The 23,069-nt window shown below is 56.9% G+C and carries 21 protein-coding genes and 2 pseudogenes; 5 read left to right on the plus strand and 18 right to left on the minus strand.

The window, feature by feature from the left end; all coding sequences use genetic code 11:
* Positions 1-288 precede the first annotated feature (288 nt).
* The 7 genes and pseudogenes from ACSQ17_RS08050 to ACSQ17_RS08080 all read right to left on the minus strand — a co-directional run bounded on the left by ACSQ17_RS08050 (position 289) and on the right by ACSQ17_RS08080 (position 8,679).
* Positions 289-2,067, minus strand: coding sequence for an acyl-CoA dehydrogenase C-terminal domain-containing protein (locus tag ACSQ17_RS08050; RefSeq protein ID WP_436068200.1), 1,779 nt, complete (start codon positions 2,065-2,067; stop codon positions 289-291).
* Positions 2,068-2,391: 324 nt separating this feature from the next.
* Positions 2,392-2,766: a hypothetical protein gene (locus ACSQ17_RS08055; protein ID WP_296277295.1), complete on the minus strand. Its 375-nt coding sequence runs from the start codon at positions 2,764-2,766 to the stop codon at positions 2,392-2,394.
* A 34-nt stretch (positions 2,767-2,800) separates the two neighbouring features.
* A complete protein-coding gene (locus ACSQ17_RS08060; protein ID WP_436070446.1) occupies positions 2,801-3,883 on the minus strand; it encodes a saccharopine dehydrogenase family protein in 1,083 nt (360 codons plus the stop codon).
* Between the two features lie 48 nt (positions 3,884-3,931).
* Complete coding sequence (locus tag ACSQ17_RS08065; RefSeq protein ID WP_296277294.1) at positions 3,932-4,417, minus strand: hypothetical protein; 486 nt, start codon at positions 4,415-4,417, stop codon at positions 3,932-3,934.
* A gap of 61 nt (positions 4,418-4,478) precedes the next feature.
* Positions 4,479-5,286: pseudogene (locus ACSQ17_RS08070) on the minus strand (SDR family NAD(P)-dependent oxidoreductase).
* A 45-nt stretch (positions 5,287-5,331) separates the two neighbouring features.
* The gene (locus tag ACSQ17_RS08075) at positions 5,332-6,963 is read right to left on the minus strand and encodes a GMC family oxidoreductase (protein WP_296277290.1); all 1,632 of its coding nucleotides are present in this window, start codon (positions 6,961-6,963) and stop codon (positions 5,332-5,334) included.
* 171 nt (positions 6,964-7,134) lie between these two features.
* The gene (locus ACSQ17_RS08080) at positions 7,135-8,679 is read right to left on the minus strand and encodes a flavin-containing monooxygenase (protein WP_296277289.1); all 1,545 of its coding nucleotides are present in this window, start codon (positions 8,677-8,679) and stop codon (positions 7,135-7,137) included.
* 115 nt (positions 8,680-8,794) lie between these two features.
* Here ACSQ17_RS08080 and ACSQ17_RS08085 point away from each other — a divergent pair, with 115 nt between their 5' ends.
* Positions 8,795-9,823, plus strand: a complete 1,029-nt coding sequence (locus tag ACSQ17_RS08085; protein ID WP_296277288.1) for an AraC family transcriptional regulator — start codon at positions 8,795-8,797, stop codon at positions 9,821-9,823.
* A 267-nt stretch (positions 9,824-10,090) separates the two neighbouring features.
* Here ACSQ17_RS08085 and ACSQ17_RS08090 read toward each other — a convergent pair whose 3' ends face one another.
* Positions 10,091-10,372, minus strand: coding sequence for a helix-turn-helix transcriptional regulator (locus ACSQ17_RS08090; protein ID WP_436070447.1), 282 nt, complete (start codon positions 10,370-10,372; stop codon positions 10,091-10,093).
* 117 nt (positions 10,373-10,489) lie between these two features.
* Positions 10,490-11,224: pseudogene (locus ACSQ17_RS08095) on the minus strand (AraC family transcriptional regulator); the annotation flags it as partial.
* Between the two features lie 235 nt (positions 11,225-11,459).
* Here ACSQ17_RS08095 and ACSQ17_RS08100 point away from each other — a divergent pair.
* From ACSQ17_RS08100 to ACSQ17_RS08110, 3 genes are all read left to right on the plus strand, one after another.
* Positions 11,460-12,725, plus strand: a complete 1,266-nt coding sequence (locus ACSQ17_RS08100) for an OmpP1/FadL family transporter (protein ID WP_436068201.1) — start codon at positions 11,460-11,462, stop codon at positions 12,723-12,725.
* 44 nt (positions 12,726-12,769) lie between these two features.
* Positions 12,770-13,444 carry a DUF3313 domain-containing protein gene (locus ACSQ17_RS08105; RefSeq protein WP_436068202.1) on the plus strand — a complete coding sequence of 225 codons (675 nt, stop codon included), beginning with the start codon at positions 12,770-12,772 and terminating at the stop codon, positions 13,442-13,444.
* 137 nt (positions 13,445-13,581) lie between these two features.
* Positions 13,582-14,952, plus strand: coding sequence for a DUF1254 domain-containing protein (locus ACSQ17_RS08110; protein ID WP_436070448.1), 1,371 nt, complete (start codon positions 13,582-13,584; stop codon positions 14,950-14,952).
* A 299-nt stretch (positions 14,953-15,251) separates the two neighbouring features.
* Here ACSQ17_RS08110 and ACSQ17_RS08115 read toward each other — a convergent pair whose 3' ends face one another.
* Positions 15,252-16,058, minus strand: coding sequence for a hypothetical protein (locus tag ACSQ17_RS08115; RefSeq protein ID WP_436068203.1), 807 nt, complete (start codon positions 16,056-16,058; stop codon positions 15,252-15,254).
* A gap of 66 nt (positions 16,059-16,124) precedes the next feature.
* Positions 16,125-16,478: a hypothetical protein gene (locus ACSQ17_RS08120; RefSeq protein WP_436068204.1), complete on the minus strand. Its 354-nt coding sequence runs from the start codon at positions 16,476-16,478 to the stop codon at positions 16,125-16,127.
* A 139-nt stretch (positions 16,479-16,617) separates the two neighbouring features.
* On the opposite strand from ACSQ17_RS08120, the gene ACSQ17_RS08125 reads away from it, so the two are divergent.
* A complete protein-coding gene (locus ACSQ17_RS08125; protein WP_436068205.1) occupies positions 16,618-16,965 on the plus strand; it encodes a helix-turn-helix domain-containing protein in 348 nt (115 codons plus the stop codon).
* A 9-nt stretch (positions 16,966-16,974) separates the two neighbouring features.
* On the opposite strand, the gene ACSQ17_RS08130 is transcribed toward ACSQ17_RS08125, so the two are convergent.
* The 7 genes from ACSQ17_RS08130 to ACSQ17_RS08160 form a co-directional block, all read right to left on the minus strand.
* Positions 16,975-17,241 carry a hypothetical protein gene (locus ACSQ17_RS08130; protein ID WP_436068206.1) on the minus strand — a complete coding sequence of 89 codons (267 nt, stop codon included), beginning with the start codon at positions 17,239-17,241 and terminating at the stop codon, positions 16,975-16,977.
* Positions 17,242-17,362: 121 nt separating this feature from the next.
* Entirely contained in the window at positions 17,363-17,575 is a 213-nt protein-coding gene (locus tag ACSQ17_RS08135) for a hypothetical protein (RefSeq protein WP_436068207.1), read from the minus strand.
* Between the two features lie 53 nt (positions 17,576-17,628).
* The gene (locus tag ACSQ17_RS08140) at positions 17,629-18,525 is read right to left on the minus strand and encodes a recombination directionality factor (RefSeq protein ID WP_436068208.1); all 897 of its coding nucleotides are present in this window, start codon (positions 18,523-18,525) and stop codon (positions 17,629-17,631) included.
* 89 nt (positions 18,526-18,614) lie between these two features.
* On the minus strand, positions 18,615-19,616 hold the full coding sequence (locus tag ACSQ17_RS08145) for a YqaJ viral recombinase family protein (RefSeq protein WP_436068209.1): 1,002 nt from the start codon (positions 19,614-19,616) through the stop codon (positions 18,615-18,617).
* 78 nt (positions 19,617-19,694) lie between these two features.
* Complete coding sequence (locus tag ACSQ17_RS08150) at positions 19,695-20,663, minus strand: DUF932 domain-containing protein (RefSeq protein WP_436068210.1); 969 nt, start codon at positions 20,661-20,663, stop codon at positions 19,695-19,697.
* 97 nt (positions 20,664-20,760) lie between these two features.
* Complete coding sequence (locus tag ACSQ17_RS08155) at positions 20,761-21,033, minus strand: hypothetical protein (RefSeq protein ID WP_436068211.1); 273 nt, start codon at positions 21,031-21,033, stop codon at positions 20,761-20,763.
* A gap of 328 nt (positions 21,034-21,361) precedes the next feature.
* Entirely contained in the window at positions 21,362-22,792 is a 1,431-nt protein-coding gene (locus ACSQ17_RS08160; RefSeq protein ID WP_436068212.1) for an IS1182 family transposase, read from the minus strand.
* Between the last annotated feature and the right edge of the window lie 277 nt (positions 22,793-23,069).

Genomic DNA, 23,069 nt, shown 5'->3' on the forward strand with positions numbered 1-23,069 from the left:
CCCTTCCAGCTTCGCCGTCGCTAATGCAAAAGGTAGTTTCGCCACGCTTACCACTGGTGTTCTGTCGCGAGTTGATCAGGATGAGAGTGAGCCGCGAGCCGGTCGCACCAACCGGGTGGCTAGGGCACCGACCAAGGCGGTGGTGAACCTTGCGGCATCTAGTAGGTACAGGCTTTCGCTGGCGGTCTTGGCTGAGGTGTCAGCTAGTTAGCCCTCACCGCAATGTAGGCAAATGCAAACAGATAAAAAGCGCGGGCCCAAGTGCGGGTCCCGCGTAACGCTCAATCGTTAGAACTGTGCAGCGTCGAGCAGGTACAGGCTTTCGCTACCGGCCTTGACCGACGCAGTCAGCGAGTGGATACGCGGCAGCAGGCGGGCGAAGAAGAAGCGCGCGGTGCCCAGTTTGCTCACGTAGAACTCGTCCTGATCCTGCTTGGCCAGCGCGGTGCGTGCCATCAAAGCCCACATATAGGCATAGGCGGTGTAACCGAACACCTGCAGGTACTCGACCGAGGCAGCGCCGACTTCGTTCGGGTTGGCCTTGGCGCGTTCCAGCAGGTCAGCGGTCATCAGCTCCAGGTTGGCGATGGCGCCTTTCAGCGGCTCTATAAACTCGGCCAGGCTGCTGTCGGCGGAATCGGTGAAGGCTTTGATCTCTTCGGCGAAGTGCTTGTAGAACGCACCGCCGCTGCCGACCACTTTACGGCCGACCAAGTCGAGGGCCTGGATACCGTTGGTGCCTTCGTAGATCTGGGTGATGCGGCAGTCACGGATCAGCTGCTCCTGGCCCCACTCACGGATATAACCATGGCCGCCGAATATCTGCTGGCCATGGGTGGTGGTTTCCAGCGCCATATCGGTGAGGAAGGCCTTAGCCACCGGGGTCAGCAAAGCAACCAGCTCTTCCGCGCGTTTACGGGTGGCGGCATCTTCGCTGTACTTGGCGGTGTCGAGTTGCATGGCCACGTAGCTGGAGAAGGCACGGCCGCCTTCGTTCAGCGCTTTCATGGTCAGCAGCATGCGGCGCACGTCCGGGTGCACGATGATCGGGTCAGCGGCTTTGTCCTTGGCTACCGGGCCGGTCGGCGCGCGGCTCTGGAAACGGTCGCGGGCGTATTCCACGGCGTTCTGGTAGCTGCGCTCGCCCAGGGACAGACCCTGGATACCGACGCCCAGACGCTCATAGTTCATCATGGTGAACATGGCGGCGAGGCCCTTGTTCGGCGCATCGACGATCCAGCCGGTGGCACCGTCGAAGTTCATCACGCAGGTGGCCGAGGCCTTGATGCCCATCTTGTGTTCGATGGAACCGCAGGACAGGCTGTTCTGCTCGCCCAGGGAACCGTCGGCGTTGACCATAAACTTCGGTACCAGGAACAGCGAGATGCCTTTCGGACCGGCCGGGGCGTCCGGCAGCTTGGCCAGTACCAGGTGGATGATGTTATCGGTCAGGTCGTGCTCACCCCCGGTGATAAAGATCTTGGTGCCGGACACCTTGAAGCTGCCGTCAGCCTGCGGCTCGGCCTTGGTGCGGATAATGCCCAGGTCGGTACCGGCATGCGGCTCGGTCAGGCACATGGAGCCCGCCCAGACGCCGGAATACATGTTCGGCAGGTATTTTTCTTTCAGCTCTTCGCTGGCGTGTGCGTTGATCGACAGGCAGGCACCGGCCGTCAGCATCGGGTAGAGGCCGAAGGACAGGTTGGCCGAGTTGACCATTTCCTCGACCTGGGCCGAGATTGCCTTGGGCATGCCCATGCCGCCAAATACCGGATCACCACCAACGCCAACCCAGCCGCCTTCGGCGTAGGTTTTGTAGGCATCCGGGAAGCCGGCTGGGGTTTTCACCGCGCCGTTGGCCCAGGAACAACCTTCTTCGTCGCCACTACGGTTCAGCGGGGCGATTACGCCGCCGGTGACCTTGCCGGCTTCTTCGAGAATGGCCGCTGCAGTGTCTTCATCGACCACTTCAGCCAGGGCCGGCAACTGGGCCCACAGCTTGGAAACTTCAAACACTTCATTGAGCACGAAGCGCATATCGCGCAGGGGAGCTTTGTAGTCAGCCATGTATCTACCTCGGTAATTCTACGAGTGGCCCAGCGGCCGGTTTTCGCCAGACACTACCGCTATATGAGGAGTGCCCTGTGTGGGTTACCAGAAGTCAGCCGTGGCAGTCGGTCAACTGCGTTAGGTGCACTTTCTGTTGGTTCTTTGCCCGTACACCGTGGTTGGCCTTGCAAATCGCCCCAATGGCCAGGGGCTTTAGTTGCTCTTTAGCTCACCCGTTCGATCTCATCTGTCGCCAGCTCTAGTCGGATAAGGCAATGGCCCCTTTTCCTTGAGCGACGCCCTAGGCAAGGTGATCGGTGTTGGTCTTGAAGGTCTGCATGATTATCTGGTGCCGCTCAGGTAGCGCCAGAACAGGGCGGCATAGATCAGGTCTACCAGTGTCAGCAACGGCAGCGGCAAATTGAGCATGCCGGTCCAGTAATTGAAAAAGGCGAGGGTGACGGTGCCAAGCTTACCGATGATGCCGATCATGATATATGGCCGATATTTGACGGGGGCCTGGCCTACCAGCCAGTACATCCAGCCAAATAGAACAATGGCAAAACCGGTCGCTTGCTCGAAGAAACCCTGACCCGGTAGCGGCTCCATACCGATAAGGCGACCAAATAGCGGGCCGGCGAACAGGATCGACAAGCCGGCCATGAGGTTGAATAGCGCACCGGAACCAAACAGGATGCGTACATGCTTGTCGACCATGATGATTTCTCTCGATAAGAAGTAGGGGGAATAGTCAGACGGCAGTCGACGTGCTCGGCAAGATGCTTATCTGCATCTTTCCCGACCCAGGTAGGGTTTCGATCAGGCGCCAGCCGCAAAGCTTGGCCGGTGTGTAATGGCCGCCTTGCGCAGGAGCGCTACCGAGTAGATGCTGGGTCAATGCCAGCGCCCCGGTGATCGTCAATGCATAACCGTTGTCGGTCTCGATACGCGCGCTGCATATATCGCCGTGTTCGTTCCTGGCTTGACCCCAGACAGCGGTACGCAGCGTTGCGCGTTGTTCTGCATCGGGCCCCTTTACCCATTGTTCGATGCAGCGCTTGAGAAAGCGCTGCACTGCCGGACGCTTGAGCAAACCACGCGTCCAGTTTGAGTAGCGCATGAGATAGGCGACCGTTTTCGGTATAGCAATATAAGTTTCTATGTTCGGAATGCCGGTGGTGCGATAAGCGGTCGAGATGTCGCCCCAGGGGATGGTGACTGCGCTCTTCAGACCAAAGCCGAAATCCACTGTGCGAATCTTATAACCAAGCGGTACCCCGATGATGCGACCATCCTGGCGCACCATACCGCCCAGCGGCAGGGCTTCGATCATACTTTTCAAGGTGCCGGGACTGAGGCCGCTGGCGGTATCGAAACCGAGCATCAGTTCGCAGGCGTCGGGCAATGTTTCTTTCAAGGCTGCAGCCATGCAATCGGTTGGGATCACATCGAAGCCGACACCTGGGCAAAGTACGATACCTTGCTCGCGCGCTTCATCGTGCTGGCTGTGCGCGTATTCGAATACAGCGATCTCGCCTGTGATATCGAGGTAGTGAGCTTTACGTGCAAGGCAGGCTTTGATCATCGCCTGCGCGGTCGCGGAAAACGGGCCGGCACAATTGAGCACGAGGTCGATGCCTTGTAGCGCCGCAAGGGTCGCTTTGCGGTCCGCGAGATCGAACACTCGTGCCGACAAGCCGAGTGAAGTGGCCAGTTCGTATACGGCGGTGCTGCGGCCAGCCAGTATTGGCTGCAGCCCCTGGCGTATCGCCTGTTGCGCTATCAGTTTTCCGGAGTAACCAGTTGCGCCATACAGCAGCCACAGTTTCGAGATAGGTGTGTTCATATTGGTTCCTGGCTAGACATCGCGCGCCGCAGACGTTTAGAGGCTTTTTTGGGACAGGCTATGGCAGGCCACCCACAGAAAGAACAAGCCAAAGACCAAGTCTCCCGCGCCATAGATCGAATAGAAAATTGCGGTCAGCGGCGATTCAGCAAAGAGCGCCGGCAGGGTGTTGGCATTTTTACTAAGCCACATCAGCCAGGTCAGGACGTAGAGCATCTTTTCCACGAAAAACAGCAGCACGAGATAAGGCACAGCTCGATAGGCTTTGGCCACAGACGTATAGGCCACGCCCCAAAGCATGATGGAAACCAGACCCAGCCAGGAAAAGACAGCTGGGTCGGTGGCCGAGAGCAGGCTATTAGTGAAGAACTGTGAGAACGTCAGAACACCCACAATGTTGTAGCCACCTGCGAGCCAAAAGACCTTGGTGATCAGCGAGTTTGCGTGTTGGTTATTCGGCATTTTTGTTTTTCTCTGAGTAATGCTTGGTGTCTTGTGCAGTCCTTCGGTTTTCGCCAGCAAGCCCAGTCCCTGCGAAAACCCGTTTCCTAGCACAGTGCATATTTTCACGAGCGGGCGGCGCTTAGCGCGCGATAAAGCGAATGATCGCTGGGTAACTGTTAGGCAGTAACCGGGCGAGCCAGTGCATTGTGCTCGACTTGTTTCCAGTGAGAATTCGTCGTTGGCCGCTGAGCACACCTTTGAGAATATCGGCGGCGCACTCTTCCGGTGAGGTGAGCAGCATCTTGTCGGCCAAGGCAGAGAAAATTGATTCTTCCTTGCCTGCATTCATCACCAGACGTCCGGCCTTGCCGATATTGGTTTTAATCCCGCCAGGATGGACGCAAACTGCCCGTACACCGGTACCTTCCAATTCGTGCCAAAGGCATTCGGTAAAGCCACGCACGCCGAATTTTGAGATGTTGTAGGCACCTTGCAGGGGAAAGCCAATCAGGCCGAAGATGCTAGAGATGTTAACGATGCAGCCATCACGTTGTTCCAACATCATCGGCATAAATGCCTTGGTGCCGTAGATTACCCCCCACAGATTTATGCCTATCTGCCACTCGAACTCTTCGATGCTGGTGTGGGCGATAGTGCCAATCAGAGCGGCACCGGCATTGTTGATCAGCACGTGTGCGGTACCGAAGTCACGACGAACATCTTCGGCATGGGTATATACGGCCTCGCGTGAGGAGACGTCGACACTGTAGCCGCGAGCTTCACTGGAGGCGGGTAGCAATGCCAGTGTTTCGTCCAGGCCGGTGCGGTTGACATCGGACAACGCCTCGGGCCCCGGCTGCAGCAAACTGCAGTGACAGTGCTCGTCCGATACCAGAGCCTGCGCCAGTGATGACGACGACCTTATTGTGAAAATCATTACGGTTCATCACGGTGCTCCTGGTGAAAAATTGATGGGGCTTAGTCGGCTTCGACTAAGCCAGTGACTGCGAAATACTGGTGCGTGAATACGCGGCTGTGTAAGACGTGCGGATAAGATCCGCTGCCTTCTCGCCGATCATCATCGACGGTGCGTTGGTATTGCCGCCGATCAGGGTTGGCATGACCGAGGCATCGACCACACGCAAGCCTTGCAGGCCGTGCACGCGTAGCTCGGCATCGACCACTGCCAACGGGCCTTGGCCCATCATGCAAGTGCCGACAGGGTGGTAAACCGTATCGCTACGTTCGCGCAGAATCTGACGGATTTGCTCGTCGCTGTGCACATTCTCGGTATGCAGTTCGGCAACACGTCGTTCGGCCAGGGCCGGAGCATTCATGATCTGACGGGTCAATTTGAAACCTTTGACCATAGTTTCGAGGTCTTCCGACTCGCCGAAAAAATTCGGGTCAATGAGCGGCGTATCATCCGGGTTGGCGCTGCGCAATTTCACGCTACCGCGGCTTTTTGGTCGCAACAGACAGACGTGGCAAGAGTAGCCGTGGCCCAAACGAATGGTGCGGGCATGGTTTTCCACCAGTGCGGTGGCAAAGTGCAGTTGCACGTCGGGTGCGGGCAGTGCTGAGTCAGTTTTGAGAAAGGCACCCCCTTCGGCGACGTTGCTCGTCAGCATGCCGCGGCGGCCAGTCAGGTAGCGCCAGAACTCTTTGAGCATACGCAGGCTGCCGAGTAATGACAGGCCGAATAGGCTGTGGCTTTTAGCCTTATAAATAAAGACAAAATCCGGGTGATCCTGCAGGTTCTGCCCGACACCTGGAAGATGGTGCAATGGCTCGATACCTACTTGGCGCAACTGTGCGCTGTCGCCGACGCCAGAAAGCATCAGCAGCTGTGGAGATTGGAAAGCTCCCGCACTGAGCAGCACTTCACAACGGGCGTGTACCTGGCGTATCTGACCGCCTTTGCTGTACTCGACACCTATCGCGCGTTTTTCGGCGAACAGCACGCGGCGTGCCGAAGCAGCTGTGATCACACTGAGGTTTGCGCGATGAATTTGCGGGTGCAGGTAGGCGCGCGCGGCGCTGCAACGTTCACCGTTTTTCTGCGTGGCCTGATAGATGCCGACCCCTTCCTGTTGCTCGCCATTGAAATCGCGAGTTAGGGCGAAACCGGCTTGCTTGGCGGCATCCAGATAGTGTTGCTGAAAGGGGTTGTCGGTGCGTAGTTCAGCAACGTTGAGCGGGCCGCCCTGACCATGAAAATGATCCCGCAGGGTTTCATTGTTTTCCGAGCGAATGAAATACGGCAGCACCTCATCATAGGACCAGCCAAGGTTGCCGAGTTCGGCCCAGTGGTCGTAGTCCCAGCGGTGCCCACGGATGTAAACCATGGCGTTGAGGCCGCTAGAGCCACCCAGCATTTTGCCGCGTGGCTGATAACCGACCCGACCGTTCAGACCAGGTTGAGCAACGGTCTGCAAGGACCAGTTGTTCAGCCTGGTCGGCATCATCGCTACCATGCCCATGGGAACGTTGACGATTTGACTATTACCCGTACCGCCAGCTTCGAGCAGGCAAACGCTGATTGCCGGGTCCTCGCTCAAGCGCGCGGCTAGCACGCAACCAGCTGAACCACCACCCACAATCACGTAATCGAACTCATGCATGAGCAAGTTTTCCTCGATAAATCTGCTGCAGCACACCCAGACGAACCAATAAGTGGGCTGTGGGTAAGAACAATGGGCGGACAAGAATTGCAGTCACACAATCAGCGCTTGCTTGGTGTAGGTAACACGTCGACTTTTGGCTGGTCATGGCAAACATCTAAAAGGTTGTTTTCAGGCAGCACTCGAAGCTTCGCTCAGCGCCTCGACCTGTTTCGGCTGACTGGCACATGTGACGAATACATAATCCTCATCGCGCACGCGTCGAGTTTTCAGCCAGAAGCGCCAGGTGGACCCTGGCCAGAGCAGGATGTTTTTACCGTCGGCTTGCTGGTACCAGCTAGAGCAGCCGGATGACCACACGGTGCCGGCGAACTTGGTCTGCAGTTTCTCGTTGAACTCACGCTGTACTTGCGGCTTCACATCCAGATAATCGGCACCCTTTTCCTGTAGGCGTTTGATGCACTGCAGGACGTAATGCACCTGGGCTTCAATCATGAAAATGATCGAGTTGTGTCCGAGGCCGGTGTTTGGACCGACCAGTTGGTAGAAGTTTGGAAAACCGGTCACGGTGGTGCCGTAATAGGCTTCGGCATTGCTTTTCCAGTCCTGCATCAGGTCGTGGCCGGGCAAGCCTTTGCAGGGAAAGTTCTTCATGTAGATCCGGGGGTCAGTAACGAAACCGGTCCCGAGGATGATGCAATCAGCCTGCAGCTCACGCCCGTCGCGTAGCAGAACCGAGTGTTCGCGCAGTTCTTGGATACCCACGCTGACTAGCTCGACATTGTCGCGATTGAACATCGGCAACCATTTGTTGGAAATCAGCAGACGCTTGCAGCCAAAGGTGTAGTCCGGCGTCAGTTGGCGGGCTAGTTGCGGATCGCGCACCTTGGTCGTGATAAACAGTTTGGCCAGCTTCTGTACAACCGCAGCAACCCGGGGGGCGAACAGCGGCCAGACGCGCGCTTCATTGCTCCAGTACAACCGTGCACGGTGTAGCGATCGGGTGAAAGGCAGGCTTGCAAACAAGCGTTTTTCCCAACCGGCATAAGCCCGCTCATCACGTGGGATCAGCCAGGCAGGGGTGCGTTGCAGGATGTGTAATTTGGCCACTTTAGGCGCAATTTCCGGAGCGTACTGGATAGCGCTGCCGCCCGTGCCAATCGACAGCACATGCTTGCCTGCCAGGTCGTAATCATGGTCCCACTGCGCTGAGTGGAAGATCCTACCCTTGAAGTTTTCTTGTCCTGGCAGCGCAGGGATTGACGGGACATGAAGGGGGCCGGAAGCCATTACCACATGGCGGGCGACAAACTGCTCACCTGCCACGGTGTCGACTGCCCACAGCCCCTGGGTCTGATCGAAGTGCATACCGCAGACTTCACGGTTGAAGCGTACGAATGAACGGATGCCGAACTTTTCTGTTGTATCCAGGATGTACTGCTGGATTTCCTGCCAGCCGGCATAACGTTTGCTCCAGTCGTGCTTCGGTGCAAAGGAGAACGAATACAAATGCGATTGCACATCGCAGGCTGCACCTGGATAGCTGTTTTCCCGCCAGGTGCCACCTACTTCGTCGGCCTTTTCCAGCACGACAAAGTTTTCATTGCCTGTCTCGCGCAACTTGATGGCCATGCCCAGGCCACCAAAGCCTGAGCCAATGATGACAACATCGATAATTTTGCTGGCACCGGTACCGGCTTGCGCTGAGCTGTTCATAGGCATTCCTGGACGGGAGGAGAACTTAACGCGGCCAGTCTAGGAACCTGTATTTGCGGAGGATATGCTAGGGTTGAGAATAAATTGATAATTTCGGCAAGCTAATAAAACCAATATGGCCAGTCATCCCATCCTCGGACTTATCTACATCATCAAGAGCCTGCATAAGCAGGGCTTGGATGTCTCGCCCTTGCTGCAGCGCTATGGTCTGAACCTGGAGCACCTAGCCCCCGATGCCCGTATTGATCGCAATCTGGAACTGCGCCTACTCTGCGAGTTGGCCGAAGAACTGGAAGAACCAAGCATAGGCCTGAGCATGGGCAATGGCGTTGGCTTTGCCGGCTACGGCTCTCTGGGCTTGCTTATGTTGAGCTGCGATACCGTCTTTGAGGTTATGCACTGCGGGTTGCGTTATCAGCAACTGACCTATCTGTTCAGTGAGCTCGGTTTTCATCCCGGTGAAAAAACCAGTGCTCTGACCCTGACACCGCTCAAGCTGGCAGAGCCGGCACGGCGACTGATGATCGACCTCCAGATGGCCGGCACCTACAAGTTCATACGCGACATTCAGACCAGTCTGCACAAAGACCTGTATGTCATTCAGGTCGACATTCCTTACCCCAAACCCGCGCAAGCCCAGCTCTATGAACAGTTCTATGGCTGCCCAGTGAACTTTGCCGCGACCAAAGGGCGTTTCTGGATGCACAACGAACACTTGCAGTGGCACCTACCCAGTGGCGATCCGACTGCCAAAGCCCTTTACCGTCAGCAATGCGATCAATTGTTGCAACAGCAAAAACAGGAGCAGGCCAGCAGTAACCTGGCTGAACAGGTGTGCGCGCACCTAGCTCTGTTCACTGAAGGCTTTCCTACAGCTGCAGAGGTGGCCGCGATTCTGGGATTTCCCGAACGGACTTTGCGCCATGAGCTGCGCAGCCTGGGGACGTCGTTTCGACGCATTCTGGACGAGTTGCGTTTCAATCGCGCACGGCAGCTACTCGAGAACAGCCAACTATCGGTAGAAACTATTGCGGGGAAATTGGGCTATGCCGAATCAGCCGCATTTATCCATGCCTTTCAACGCTGGTCCGGCTGTAGTCCGGCGGTCTATCGCAGACAGCAACATAAGGCACCGGAAAATTAACGGGCTCCATGGGAATGGCCAAGCACAGCCCATAGGCTGTGCTTGGCTGTGCGACGAAGCACTCTTATCGTCTGGCCTAATCTGTGATCCGGGCCGACGAAAAGCCAGCCGCCTTCATTGGTGCTGTTCACTACCAGTCGATTGAAGTCAGCGCCATGCAGGTTCTTGGCCGCGTCGGCATTACCATTCGAGATGATGGTTGCCCCTTGACCTATTAAGCAGAAGGATTGCACCTGCAACCAAACATCGCCTGATCGTTGAGCGGAGCTAACTAAAGGATGTGTTTCTCCAGTGTTGCGGCGAACATCCGGTCCAGCTCTTAAACGCACGGGAAAATGCGTTCGGATCTTGATACTGCAACGAGTAGGCAATAGATGAAACGGACAGGTCTGTGTTCGTAAGTAGCTGCAGGGCAAGGCTCTTTCGGGACTCGCTAACCAGTCGTTGCAGATGAGTGCCTTCGGCATCGAGTCGACGGTGCAGGGTGCGTATGTGCAGCCCCATTCGGCTGGCAATCAGCTCGGCTTTGGCCTCGCCCGCAAGCAACATGGAGTGAAGCTGGTACTTGATTAGCTCCGAAGTAGTCAGGCTGGCTGTGGTCGTCGTGATGGCCTCATGGAGCAGTTGATGTAGGCGGGGGGTTGCTGTTCTCAATTTCTGGCCCAGTTTTTGGGTGCTGACTACCAGGCCGGAAATATTCGCATTGAACTGCACCGGGCAACGGAATATTCGGCTATAGGCCGCGGAGTTGGTGGGCTTGTGGTAGGCCAGTTGCACTCGGACGGGCGTCCAGTTGGGGCCCAGTAACTCCCGGAAAGTCTGGAAACCAATCATGACCAATGCATCGATGAGTGACCTCGGGTCGGCCTGATCGTGCTGGTGCATCACATAACCAAGCAGGCGGAGTTGGCCAGTCAAGGGGAGCAGCAATGGCGCGCCGCCGCGGTCATGCTACTTTGAGTGCGTGACCAGATCGTGCAAGGCCTCTTCCACCGTGCCGGCGGAAAGCATAAGCCGGCCGATCGGCCCCAGGTCTTTTAGGCTGAAGTGTCGTCCCAGCAGAATTCCGAGGCTGGAGCATTGCGTATGTCGAATGGCGGTGTTGAGCAGGCGGATGGTTTCGTCGTAGCCGAGGCGCTGGTCGTAGTCATTGACGAATGTATCCAAGTCTATGCCGGCAGCCCTGAATACGCGTTGCGGGTTGCCGCCCAGTGCGGTGATGACTCGCGGGAGGCTTTTTACCGGGCCGGTAGGCATCTCACCAGGGTTGCTGAGTATCAAAGGGGAATGCAGGGGACTTTGATCCGGCGGCTCAAGCGAGACGGCTGCCGTGTTCGTGTCTCTGACAGAGGTGGCGATCTCACACTGCGCCACTGAATGGGTAGCACTTTTAGATCGCATTGGGCTGCCTTACCTTCCTTGGCCTATTCTTGGATTGCTTCCATACCATAGTTTTTTGCCAGGCTGTCCGAAATTGCAAGCTGTATTTCAGGAGGATGCCGTAGAGTCGGAGTAACTTGCCCGCCAGCAAGTCTGTCATCCCGACTCGTTTGGGGGGCGACAGCTCCATGGCTCTGAAGTCGGGAGAGCGGTGCTGGTGCTCGAAAGCACCCACTTTAGTTAAGGATAACGCGAGATGAACTCACGTCTTTATACGGCCTTGTCGGCGTCTCTCCTGGTGCTGCCTGGCCAAGTATTAGCGGGCGGGCTGATGCTCTACGAAATCGGCACCGACAATACTGGTCTGGCCAATGCCGGTTCAGCCGCCCGAGCGCAAGGTCCGTCGACTATCGCCAGCAACCCTGCGGGTATGAGCTATCTGGCCGGCACTCAAATTAGCGCCGGTGCCCAGATTCTTTTCGGCGACCTGACGTTCAACCGGGACTCGGCAACCACCACATCGGGTTCCGGCAGCGGCAATGTGCTCGATCCCATACCCGGTGGCAGTTTCTTTATCAGTCGCCAGTTGGATGAGCGGTGGTCCGTTGGTTTCGGTTCCTATGGTGATTTCGGCCTCGCGGAAAACTACGACGACGATTGGTCCGGGCGTTATTTCGTGCAAAGCGCGAGCATTGCAGGCTTGTCATTGGTGCCCAGCGTGGCGTACCGCTTCAACGAGCAGTGGTCCGTGGGTGTCGGGTTGAAGGCCATGTACGGCATGCTGGAGTCCGAAGCTGCGATCGATCAGTCGCCTTTGGGTCTGACGGATCGCGCCGATGGTCAATACAAGTTCAAGGATGGCACCTGGGGGTACGGGGCCAATGTGGGGGTGATTTATGCGCCACAGGCAGGCACCCGTATCGGTCTGGCTTATACCAGTCAGGTCAGTCTGGACTTCGAAGACCGTTTGGATGTGAAGGCCAACAGCCCCTTGGTAAGTCGGCTCGATGGTTTCAAAACCAAGCTTGATCTGAATGTGCCGCAAACAGCTACGCTCAGCGTGTACCAGCAACTGGATCTGCAATGGGCGTTGCTGGCCTCGGTCAATTGGCAGGACTGGTCGCAATTCGGCGATATCGGCCTGGAGGTGGATACGTCCGCGGCGGGTTCCCGGTCAACCAGCATCGATGCGCATTACGACGACACCTATCAGTTGGCGTTAGGGGCGCAATACCAAATGAACCCTGATTTGCTTTGGAACTTCGGTGTTGCCTACGACACCTCGGCCGTATCCGATGGCAATCGGACCCTGACTGTTCCGATGGGGACCGCCTGGCGCTTTGCGACCGGTTTCACCTATTCACTCGACCAAGCGACAGACCTGAACTTCAGCTGGGTCGCAGTCTGGATGGGCGACATGCCTGTCGATCAGCAAAAGCCCTTGTCAGGCGAACGTGTGTCAGGCGAGTTCAGCAATGCCTGGATTCAAGCTCTGACCGGCAACATGACCTGGCGCTTCTGAACACAAGTCACTTAGTAGCACTTCAATGCAAGGAGTATCGTTACATGAACCAGTCTCATAAATGGATGGTAGGTGTTGCACTGAGCGGTTTGCTATTGACCGGGTGCGTTTCGAAGATTACCGAGAAAGAACAGTACTCCGGCTTCCTGCCCAACTATGGGGGCTTGCAGGAAACCACCTCGCCAAGCGGGGTGAAGGTGCTACGTTGGGAGGCTCCAGGATTCAAAGCGTCGAACTATTCGACTGTGGTCTTCGAGCGCCTCGAGCTGTATCCGCGGCCAAAGCCGAATGAACGCGTCGACCTGAAGATATTGCAGGAGCTGCAGGCCTATACGAGCAATAGCGCCAAAGAGGCGTTGTCGCAGAATTATCGGGTCGTGACGAGTACCCAGGACGTTCGCGACGGCGAGCGTGCGCTGGTTCTGCGTGCGGCGATTACCGGTGTGAGCGCCTCCAACGAAGGCATGAAATGGTACGAAGTGGTGCCGGTTGCTGCCGTGCTTGGTGCGACTCAGGCGGCCACAGGTCATCGTGACCAAAATACCGAGCTGTACATTGAGGCCGATCTTATCGACACCGGTACCGGGATGCCGGTCGCCAAAGCCGTGCGCAAGGTCTTTGGCGAGCACCTCAAAAACTCCAGCCAGCCGATCACTGCCAATGACTTCAAAGCTGCCATCAAGGGCATGACCAGCGACATGCAGGCGGTACTCCAGTAGCCGTCAATCCAGCGGTCACCCGAGCTTCTCGCGCAGTATTCAATACAACTCAGAAATGGAATTACATCATGATGACATGGCCCACAAGACTCAAATCGAGCATGTCGGCGCTTGCATTGCTCTTAATTCTGTCGCCAATGCAGCTTCACGCCCAGACTGCCGGTACGCTTTCCGTACAGGAAGCAAAACAGATCGCCGAGGAGGGCTACATATACGGCCTGCCCATCGTGATGAACTACGCAGTCATGTACGACTATGCCGTGGACAAGAACTCCGGTCAGTTCAAGGCGCCGTTCAACCAGATTCACAGCCTGCACCATGTCGCTACCTATAAGGACACCGCCGTCGTTACGCCGAACAGCGACACGCCGTATTCCATGCTGTTCATGGATCTGCGCGCTGAGCCGATCGTGCTATCGGTACCGGCGGTTAACAAAGAACGTTACTACTCGGTGCAACTCATCGACGGCAACACCTACAACTTCGGTTACATCGGCAGCCGCGCCACCGGCAATGAAGCCGGCGATTACCTGGTGGCCGGTCCCGATTGGCAGGGCGCGACCCCTCCGGGAGTCAAGAAGGTGTTTCGTTCCGGCACGCAACTCCCCTTCGCGATCTATCGCACCCAGCTCTTCAAACCGGCGGATATGCCAAACGTCGAGAAGATCCAGTCCGGCTACAAGGCGCAGCCGCTGTCAGCGTACCTCAAGCAACCTGCGCCGCCTGCCGCACCGGTGATCGACTTCCCGAAGATCGACAAGGACCTTGTGAAGACCGGCTTCTTCCAATACCTCCACTTTGCCATGCAGTTCGACCCGGCCACGCCGGATGAAGTGGCGATCCGCGCCAAGCTGGCCCGTATCGGCATCGGTGCCGACAAGAGCTTCAACTTCCAGGCTCTGTCGGCCGAGCAAAGGGCCGCGGTGGTTCAGGGCATGCAGGCTGGGCATGCGAAGGTCGCGGAAGGGGTCCAGAATCTCGGCACCAAGTTCAACGGCTGGAACGTTGTCGGTGCTGGCGGCGACAGCGCCTTTTACAAGGGCGACTGGCTGAAGCGTGCTGCCGTCGCGCAAGCGGGTATCTACGCCAACGATGCCGATGAAGCCACGTATCCGCTGGCCAAGACCCTGGTCGATGGAGAGCCGCTCGACGCCAGCAAGCACAACTACACGCTCACCTTCCCAGCCGGTCAGCTTCCTCCGGTCAATGCCTTCTGGTCGGTGACCATGTACGACGGCAAGACCCAATTGCTGATCAAGAATCCGATCGATCGCTACCTCATCAACTCGCCGATGCTCCCTGGGATGCAGAAAAACAGCGATGGTTCGCTGACCCTCTACATCCAGAAGGACTCGCCCGGTGCGGACAAGGAAAGCAACTGGCTGCCCGCACCGGATGATCTGATCTACCTCGTGATGCGCCTGTATTGGCCGAAGACGGAAGCGCCTTCCATCCTGCCGCCTGGCAAAGGCACATGGAGTCCGCCGGCGATCGTCAAGGTCATATGATCCGCAAACAATCTGTTGCAGAGAACGGCGCTGGTGCGCCGCCGCTGAGCCGGAGCGTTATGTATCACGGCGCATTGGTAGATTGTGTATGCCCAGCCACATTACATTTGTGGATAGATAGCGCACCGGCTTCATGTTGTCGTAATTCTGAGTTCAAGTAATGAGATCAAGACTGCTATCAGGGGATGACCGGCTTATACAGTCAATGCCACGGCAGGTATGACCAAAAGAAAAATGTGAGTAGCAAAGAGGGAGGCTTAAGCCTCCCTCTTTTTGTATAGCTGCTGTGCCAATATGTTTTAACGGCGAATACCGACCGGTTTATAGTCCGCGTCATAGCAAATCGGATATTCGCATGTGCCGCCACTGGCTTCGACCTCGCTGGGGTCTAACGCTGGCAGATACTTGCCCAGTTCAGCCACGGGCACCTTTTGGCCATTGATAGAGCAGTCATCATCCATTCGCGGGTTGCACCAAGCTTCTTTGATGTCTCCCGAGATGGAGGCTTTCTGAGCAGAGCTGCTTGTGGATTGAGTGTCGCTCAGGAACTGTTTCATACCTCCCTGGTAGCGGAAGTCCATTTCATAAGCGATGTCGGCGTCACTCATGCCCGCATTCAGCCAGAACTGATGCATTAGCTGACCAGCTTCGGAATACGACACCTTCTTGCCATCGAAGCCCGGTCCGGTGTTCGTCAGGTATGCGACCGTACGTCCATCAGAGCTTTCACCGACGTAGTACCAAACAGAGATCTCTAGTACCTCAACTTCGCTGGGATAACTGCCTACCTGATCCCCACCTGCACGGCAAACACCGCGAGTACAGTTGCCGGTTAGTTTGTTCCACGAGCGGACTTGCTGTTGAGTGGTTTGGTCGAACCAGTAGAGATAGCGGGGCATGGACAGCCAACGGCATTCAATACCACGTTTCCCGTTGTAGCCATCATTGACGATACAAGGGATGGCTGCGGGGAGCCCTTCAGGCGAAAGCTCATTAGGAAACGCATAGCCGGGCCGATCGTAACGCGCGGCTTTGAATGCGTCATAGGCCATGGCGTTGGCCGATATGCCGAACAGCAGCGCGGTGAACGCGATGAGGGTTTTCATGGGCTGAACTCTTCCTTTTCGTTGATTGCGGCCCAATCCCTAGGCGGATTGAAGGCAAGCACTGTGCTATTTCTTGTAAATGACACGGAGCCGCTGATTCACGTAATCCTTGAGGATTTCGTAGTCAGGGTTGTAGGTGGCCAGTGTATGGCCCAGTCCTGCGGCTATACCGAGTGTTGCCACGGCCAGAGTCGCAGGTGCTGACATGACGCTGAATGCGGCACCCAGCGCTCCTCCTTGCGCCACCGCACTTTTCACGTCGCTCTTGACCCGGCACTTCATGCCCAAGGCTTCGATCTTTGTTTCTACCAGCTTGACCCCCGCCATGAAATTGCCTCTGAGGCCGACGACCTCGAAGGAGGCTCTGTTCTTCAGCAACCGTTCAATCTGCGTTTCGTTTAATCCGGTGACGACACTCATGGCTTTCTAGGCTCCCCGCGTGGGTAGTGTATTTGCGATATTAAGTTGGATGGCAACCTTTAGGGGTGAGTCTCGGCCCGTGAAGTCCTTCATGTCAACAGGGTGGTGTTCGACCATTTAGGTTGACTTGGAGGGCGGAATGCCAAAAATCGATTCGAAGCAGTTAGCGACACTCGTTGGCCAGGCGATTGCTCGACAGCGTGTTCGCTGTGACCTGAGCCAGGAGCAGGTTGCCGAGAAGCTTGAGGTTGGCAGTGAAGCGGTGTCGCGCATTGAGCGTGGGATCGTGATGCCCAACGTCGAGCGTTTAGTGGAGCTGGCAGCGATCTTTAACTGCGACGCAGCCGACTTGTTGACCGAGGGGAGTTCACGCCCTGAGGATCAGGCGCGCAGGCTCTACGAATTGCTGTCCACGTTGAACGCGGATGACCGCGCACTCGTAATCGATGTAGTGGAGCGTCTTGTCGGTCGGCTTGCGCGCGATTGAGTCGTCATTTCATGGCTGCCGAGGTGCTTGCTCGGTCGCTTCCTCAGCATCCTCATTAAACAGAGCCCCGCATCGCAGGCAGATGCAGTCGAACCCGGCGAAGTGATACTTGGCCACATCTTCAGCAACACGCAGCGCTGTTGGGTAGGTTGGGCTGATGGCTGCCAGTCCGTTCAGTAGCGCGCTGTATCCAAGACGGTCTTGCCCATCCTGCTGCGCATTTTGAGCTCCGTGTAGCGCGCCATTTGCTAGACCGACCAACAGGGCAATGCCCATGGCTGCCTCCTGCGTCAGGACGGCTCTGGACTCGCAGATCAAACACTGTCTGAGCATGGTTCATTCTCCAGATGAGTGAATGCGGCCACGCCCTGGCAGGCCGCTTATGAAGGTTTATGAGTCACCGCTGCGACGCGGAATCTGACGTGGGGGGATTTGAGCGGAGCGTGTGTAGCAGCTTGAGCAGGCGGCTCAAGCTCCAACAGGCCAGGACTACGGCGATCAGCAGCGGTGGAAAACGCAGCATCAGCAGAATGCTCAGCACTAGAACTCCAGCCGCAGCCAGTGCGCCGATGAAGATGAACAGACACAGCAGAAATCGAAGCAGGGCCATGACGGCTCTCCGAAAGAGCCCGACTGGCCGATAGGCTCAATCGGGGGTAGTGGTCAGTTGGCTGATGAGGCGAGCACTTCCAGCTTGCCCGCAAGTGACTTGGTAGCTGGTTGCAGCACTTCACCCTGGACCTTGGCAGTAGTGGCTTCCGCGCTCGAATAAAACTCTTCGATCACGGCACCGGCATCCTCCTCGCTGTCCTCGAATGCGCCGTTGCCAAAGCCACGTCGCGCCGCCTCATCCAGTGCAGCCTGATCGAAGCCCGTCCCTTGCCGTTGAATGTCCAGTTCATTAGCAGCCTGCAGCGACTCGGCCATGTCCATGCCGGTACGCACGGTGAGATCGACGTAGAAGATTGGCGTGCCATGGCTTTGCCGGGTGGATTTACCACGCAGACGCAATTCCAACGGCAGGCAAGCCAGCCGATTGCCAGAAATAGCCTGGAAGTAATGCAGGCGTGCGGCCAGGGTGCGGATGCTGTTGAAACCGGTGGTACGGAACACAAAGCTACCCAGCGGATCGTCATCACCGATCAGCACATTCAGCCGGCCGTAAGGCTTACAGGCACCGCCTTTGGCCAGCGGGCAGGCATCCGGCGACGGACACGGCAGTGATTGCATGCCGTCTTGAGTGACGCGCTTGCAGGTCTCGCCATTGCCCACGCATAGCGGTCGTCCGGATTGGCGATCGAACAGCGTGTAGTCGGCGCGGAAATTCAGCTCCGGTTCGTTGAACAGCAGACGCACCGGGATGCTGCGCAGCTTGTCTTCCTGACTTTTACGCAGCTCATCATTAAGCGGATGCAACAGCCAGCCGTCCTTACCTTGCACCTGTGAAGTGATGGTGAATTGATCATCCTTTTTCGGCAGGCGTTTGCCGTTCTTCTCGACGACCTTACCGATAGAAATCCGCCCGAGTACCGGCGGGGTGATAGCCAGACCTTTGAGCATGGGTGTTCTCCTGCAAACGAAAAAAGGCCAGCCACGCAGCGTTAACTGCATGGACTGGCCAAGGGAGGGAATGGTTGAGATTGGGGGCGTCAGCCGATCAGGAAACGTCGGCTGCCTACCTGCAGCTTGGTGTAGCGAACCTGCAGGTAGGGCTTATCCTTCAGCATGGTTTCAACATCGAGCACGTTGCTGCCCTTGGCTTTCTTCCAGCTGATAAAGCCGTGACTGAACTCCGCGCGGGTGGCATCACCCATGGCCTGCTGCAGCATCTGCTTGAGCTGGGCTTCTCGCGTTTCCTTCTCGCTGATGGATTGGCGCACCGCCTTGAGCTCAAGGTAGGCCGCTGCCAAACCCGCACGGCCACTGAAGTCGACGGTCTGGCCGTTGTCCTCCGGATAGAGTGCACGCAGAGCCATATCAGCCGAGGCTGATCCATCAGCAGGTGGGGGCGTGTCGGTCTCCACGTAGTGCCAGAACTTACGCTCCAGCTCGATCAGGCGAGCAATCATCTGCTCGTCGCGTTCGATACGGTGAATCTCCAGCGTCTGACCGCCCAACAACACCGCCACATCTGCCGCCTGCTTGCCGGTGACGGCGAGCTGATGCATTACTTGCAGTTCCACATACTCAGGCACGCCTTCTTTCCAAAGGCGTGCGCCGTTTATGCCTGCGGTCTTGCATTCAAGAATCTGCACATCGTCAGCCCCGATCACCTCGCGGTCGATGTTGGCCAGCATCCAGGGCAGTTCAGGATCGGGGTGCTGCAGCACGGCGTTAATGCGCCGCACCTTGTTCTTCGTCCGTTTGCTGTAATGCCAGGCCACGACCGGTTCCAGCACATTGCCCCAGTACATCGGACTTTCTTCATCGTGCGGATCTGCCTTGGGCAATGTAGTGTCACGCCCGGTTTTCTCCATCCATAGTTCGAGCTGCGATTTATAGGGATTTAGTCCAACGGCCGCGCCAGCATCAGAACTGCCAATGCCTTGCTTGCGCACCGCCAACCAATCTTCACGCGGTAGTTCCTTGGTACTGATCAAGCGCAGCGCCGGGCGCGGCTTGCTGGTGCTGCTCAACGGAGTAGCTGTCATAGCGTTCACCTTGCGGAAATAGGACCGCCCGATCAGCAACTAGGCTGATCGGGCGTTATGGGGTGGGTAAGTAAGCGGTCAGGCGACCAGCTGTAGAGCGGTGTCCAGGGCACGTTGCTTGATCTGCGCGCCCTGGCCGAACCAGGCCGAGTCCATGCGGTACTCGTTGCTGCGTGCCCGGCGTTCGTGATCGACAAACTCGGTCACGGAGTTGAGCAATCCCCAGGCGGTGCCGCGTGCTGAGTCGAGTTGACTGCCACGACCACGACCCTCGTACAGTTCCTGGACTTTGCGCAGTGCGCGCTCGTTGGGAAGCACCTCCGGCAGTGCACCGGTCGGATTGGTCTCGCACAGCACGTTCATAAAGAAGCCCAGCGCCTCATGCCACTGCACCTTGCGCTCGGCCAGCGCACGCATGCGGTACATAAAGTCGTCCCATTGCGAAACGGCTATGCCGAGTTGTTTCTTTACAGCGTTCGGATCAAAGCGCGTGTTGTGCGGCACCTTGATAGCGCGGCTGGTGCCATCCAGGGCTATGGTCAGGGTGTTGTTGCATACCACGCGTACGGTGGTCGGCGTTGCTGTGGTGGCCAGGGTGCCGTCGCAGGATGTAGCTAGTAGCAGGTAGCCGTTCACCTGGTCGTTACCCTTAATCGCAGCACCTTGACCTGTACGAGCCAGCGCCCAGAACTTGCGTCCGCCTTTAAGCACGCCAGCGGTTTCCAGCTCGTAGCCAGAGACCTCAGTCAGATCGCGGTAGAACTCCAGCACCTCGCGTGGCTGCACGGTGTGATAGCGGTTGGAGACCACCGACAACGGTGCCTTGGTGTCCGAGCGAAACAGCACTTTCTGCTCAGGGAACGAGTGAATAGCGCCCAGGTGGCCGATGGCATCCGATTTGAAATGCACGGGGCTTTCCTGGATCTGCCAGTCCATACCGGCTTCGCGTTGCCAGACTTCGATAGGTTGTTTTTGCGTGAGTTGATTGCCCAGGCCGTGCCACGGTGTAGCGCCAGCGTAGGCCATAGTTTCGACGAGATGAGCCATGGTTGAGATTCCTTTGGGTGCAGGCCGGCATAAAGCGCCGCGCCCAGCGCAGCACCGTCCGGACGATATGGATAGAAAAAGGTGTGGTGCGGCCAGATCAGGTCGGCAGGTTGAAGCGATGACCGCAGAGCAAGCAGAGGTTGTGGGCCAATACGTGACGGTCGAGCGTATCGCCCAGCTGTGCGCCAAGCGCGCAACCACCAACCCCGCCGGCTAGGCCACCGAGGATGGCACCTGATACATAGCCGAGTGTGATGCCGAAAGGCCCTGCGATGGTGCCAATCAGCGCACCTGCTTGGCCGCCAGCCAGTGCAGCGCTGACGCCACGCGCAACACCGCCTACGGTGCCGATGGCTGCGCCGACTTTCATGGCTTGATGGAATGACGCAACTTTGGGGGAGTGACAACGAGGGCACTGCAATGACATAGGACGAACCTCTTTGGTGGTGATGTCATTGCAGTTATGTGTGGTTGAGATTTTTTCGAGTCGAATGGCCGCTTTGCAGCTGCGTAACCAACGGCGCAACGGGCTGGAGTCGGCCCAGAGTGTGTAAAAACATTTACGTACCCTGGGTTCCTCAGCGCAGCGCTCCTGAGCGAAGCGTTTTCCCGAGCATTTGCCACGATCAGCTTCGATAACGCATCAGAGCGTTTATGAAACGCTTTGGCACCTCTTGGAGCAGTAAAAGCAGTGGCTTTTACGCCACCATCGCCTTCAACAAGCCTTCGGTACCGATGATTTTTATCACCCGTTTCAAGTTGTAGGCGAGCACATTCAAGCTCATCTCCGCACTCACCCCGTTCAGCTTTCGGGTCAGGAAGTGCGTTGCGCCCATCCATTGTTTGAGCGTCCCGAAGGGATGCTCAACAGTCCGTTTTCGAACCCGCATCATCTCTGGCGCTTGGTTCAACCGACGCTGCATTTCCTCCAGCACAGCTTCATGCTCCCAGCGCCTTACTCGACGATTTGTGCTTGGTGTGCACTGGGTTTTCAGCGCGCAACTCTGGCACTTAGAACTCCAGTAACAGTGCATATTCATGCCTTTCTCAACGCTGGAAAATCGCCAGGTCAGTGCCTCTCCCGCCGGGCAGGTGTATTCATTTTTCGTCGCGTCATACACGAAGGCATCTTTGTTGAATCGACCTTCTGCCTTAGCACTGGAGGTCATCGGCTTCGGCACGTAGGCGGTGATGTTTGCGTCGTGACAGGCCAGGATTTCCTCGCCTTTGAAATAGCCTCGGTCAGCCACTACGGACAGCGTTTCTGAGCCGATGGCTTCCCGAGCTTGCTTCGCCATTGAGCTGAGTTGGTCACGGTCTGAACCGCTGTTGGTGACCTCGTGAGCAACGATCAAATGGTGCTGCGTATCGACCGCCGTCTGTACGTTGTAGCCGACGATCCCGCTGCCGCGCGTCATCATCGAACGGGCATCCGGGTCGGTCAGCGAAACCTGTTTATCTGGCGATTCGTTGAGCTGAACTTCTATCCCCTGAAACTCTTTCATCTGCGCTTTGAGCTTGGCGATTTTCTCTTCCAGGCTTGCGGTGTCTGGCTCCGAGGCGCTAGGAATATGCCGATCAGCTGCATCGAGCGCGGCCAAATAACGGCTTATGCTTGCCTCAATTTCTTCCATTCGCCGCTTCAGTTTGGCGCTGGTGAAGTTGCGGTCGCGGTTGTTCACCGCCTTGAATTTGCTGCCATCGATGGCGACCAGGTTTTCGCTAAACAACCCCAGCTGCTGGCAGAGCAAAACGAACTGTCGGCAGACGCCACGAATAGCTTTGCTGTTGTCTTTTCGGAAGTTGGCGATGGTCTTGAAATCGGGCATCAAGCGCCCGGTTAACCACATCAGCTCGACATTGCGCTGGGTTTCTCGCTCAAGACGTCGGCTGGATTGGATGCGGTTTAGGTAGCCGTAGATATAGATTTTCAGCAGGATCGCAGGGTGGTAGGCAGGCCTGCCGGTTTCGGCTGGAATGACACCATCAAAACCTAGCTTGGCCAAGTCGAGTTCATCGACGAAAACATCGACCACACGCACCGGATTGGTATCGCTGACGTAATCGTCGAGGCTTTCGGGAAGTAAGGTACTTTGACCCCGGTGTTCACCCTGGATAAACCGTTTCATGGGTTTCCCTTGCGACGAGATTCTCAGAAATCATAGCAAGGGTTTGTCCGGGCGTTTTTACACACTCTGGGCCAAAAGCGGACGCCCACTTTTTACTCGGCATCGCCCTCGCCCGCACCAAGCTCGCTGGCGGCTTGGCCATAATCTCAAGTGCAAGAGGAGGGGATATCGAGTTACTCCAATCGATCTGCAGCCGCAAGGCGCAGACCGCCCTAGAGTGGCGTTTCGCTTGATGGCAAACTGCTGCAGCACTCATGTAGGCAGCACTGCTGTACAG

The sequence above is a fragment of the Pseudomonas sp. LjRoot71 genome (assembly GCF_964253255.1).
Taxonomy (GTDB): domain Bacteria; phylum Pseudomonadota; class Gammaproteobacteria; order Pseudomonadales; family Pseudomonadaceae; genus Aquipseudomonas.

Bases quoted from the DNA above. Each gene is read 5' to 3' on its own strand.
- ACSQ17_RS08125 (WP_436068205.1), top strand. From the start codon at position 16,618: ATGCCAAAAATCGATTCGAAGCAGTTAGCGACACTCGTTGGCCAGGCG.
- ACSQ17_RS08080 (WP_296277289.1), bottom strand. From the start codon at position 8,679: ATGAACAGCTCAGCGCAAGCCGGTACCGGTGCCAGCAAAATTATCGAT.
- ACSQ17_RS08105 (WP_436068202.1), top strand. From the start codon at position 12,770: ATGAACCAGTCTCATAAATGGATGGTAGGTGTTGCACTGAGCGGTTTG.
- ACSQ17_RS08075 (WP_296277290.1), bottom strand. From the start codon at position 6,963: ATGCATGAGTTCGATTACGTGATTGTGGGTGGTGGTTCAGCTGGTTGC.
- ACSQ17_RS08050 (WP_436068200.1), bottom strand. From the start codon at position 2,067: ATGGCTGACTACAAAGCTCCCCTGCGCGATATGCGCTTCGTGCTCAAT.
- ACSQ17_RS08110 (WP_436070448.1), top strand. From the start codon at position 13,582: ATGCAGCTTCACGCCCAGACTGCCGGTACGCTTTCCGTACAGGAAGCA.
- ACSQ17_RS08085 (WP_296277288.1), top strand. From the start codon at position 8,795: ATGGCCAGTCATCCCATCCTCGGACTTATCTACATCATCAAGAGCCTG.
- ACSQ17_RS08135 (WP_436068207.1), bottom strand. From the start codon at position 17,575: ATGGCCCTGCTTCGATTTCTGCTGTGTCTGTTCATCTTCATCGGCGCA.
- ACSQ17_RS08140 (WP_436068208.1), bottom strand. From the start codon at position 18,525: ATGCTCAAAGGTCTGGCTATCACCCCGCCGGTACTCGGGCGGATTTCT.
- ACSQ17_RS08130 (WP_436068206.1), bottom strand. From the start codon at position 17,241: ATGGGCATTGCCCTGTTGGTCGGTCTAGCAAATGGCGCGCTACACGGA.
- ACSQ17_RS08100 (WP_436068201.1), top strand. From the start codon at position 11,460: ATGAACTCACGTCTTTATACGGCCTTGTCGGCGTCTCTCCTGGTGCTG.
- ACSQ17_RS08120 (WP_436068204.1), bottom strand. From the start codon at position 16,478: ATGAGTGTCGTCACCGGATTAAACGAAACGCAGATTGAACGGTTGCTG.
- ACSQ17_RS08150 (WP_436068210.1), bottom strand. From the start codon at position 20,663: ATGGCTCATCTCGTCGAAACTATGGCCTACGCTGGCGCTACACCGTGG.
- ACSQ17_RS08160 (WP_436068212.1), bottom strand. From the start codon at position 22,792: ATGAAACGGTTTATCCAGGGTGAACACCGGGGTCAAAGTACCTTACTT.
- ACSQ17_RS08115 (WP_436068203.1), bottom strand. From the start codon at position 16,058: ATGAAAACCCTCATCGCGTTCACCGCGCTGCTGTTCGGCATATCGGCC.
- ACSQ17_RS08090 (WP_436070447.1), bottom strand. From the start codon at position 10,372: ATGTTGCTTGCGGGCGAGGCCAAAGCCGAGCTGATTGCCAGCCGAATG.
- ACSQ17_RS08055 (WP_296277295.1), bottom strand. From the start codon at position 2,766: ATGGTCGACAAGCATGTACGCATCCTGTTTGGTTCCGGTGCGCTATTC.
- ACSQ17_RS08155 (WP_436068211.1), bottom strand. From the start codon at position 21,033: ATGAAAGTCGGCGCAGCCATCGGCACCGTAGGCGGTGTTGCGCGTGGC.
- ACSQ17_RS08145 (WP_436068209.1), bottom strand. From the start codon at position 19,616: ATGACAGCTACTCCGTTGAGCAGCACCAGCAAGCCGCGCCCGGCGCTG.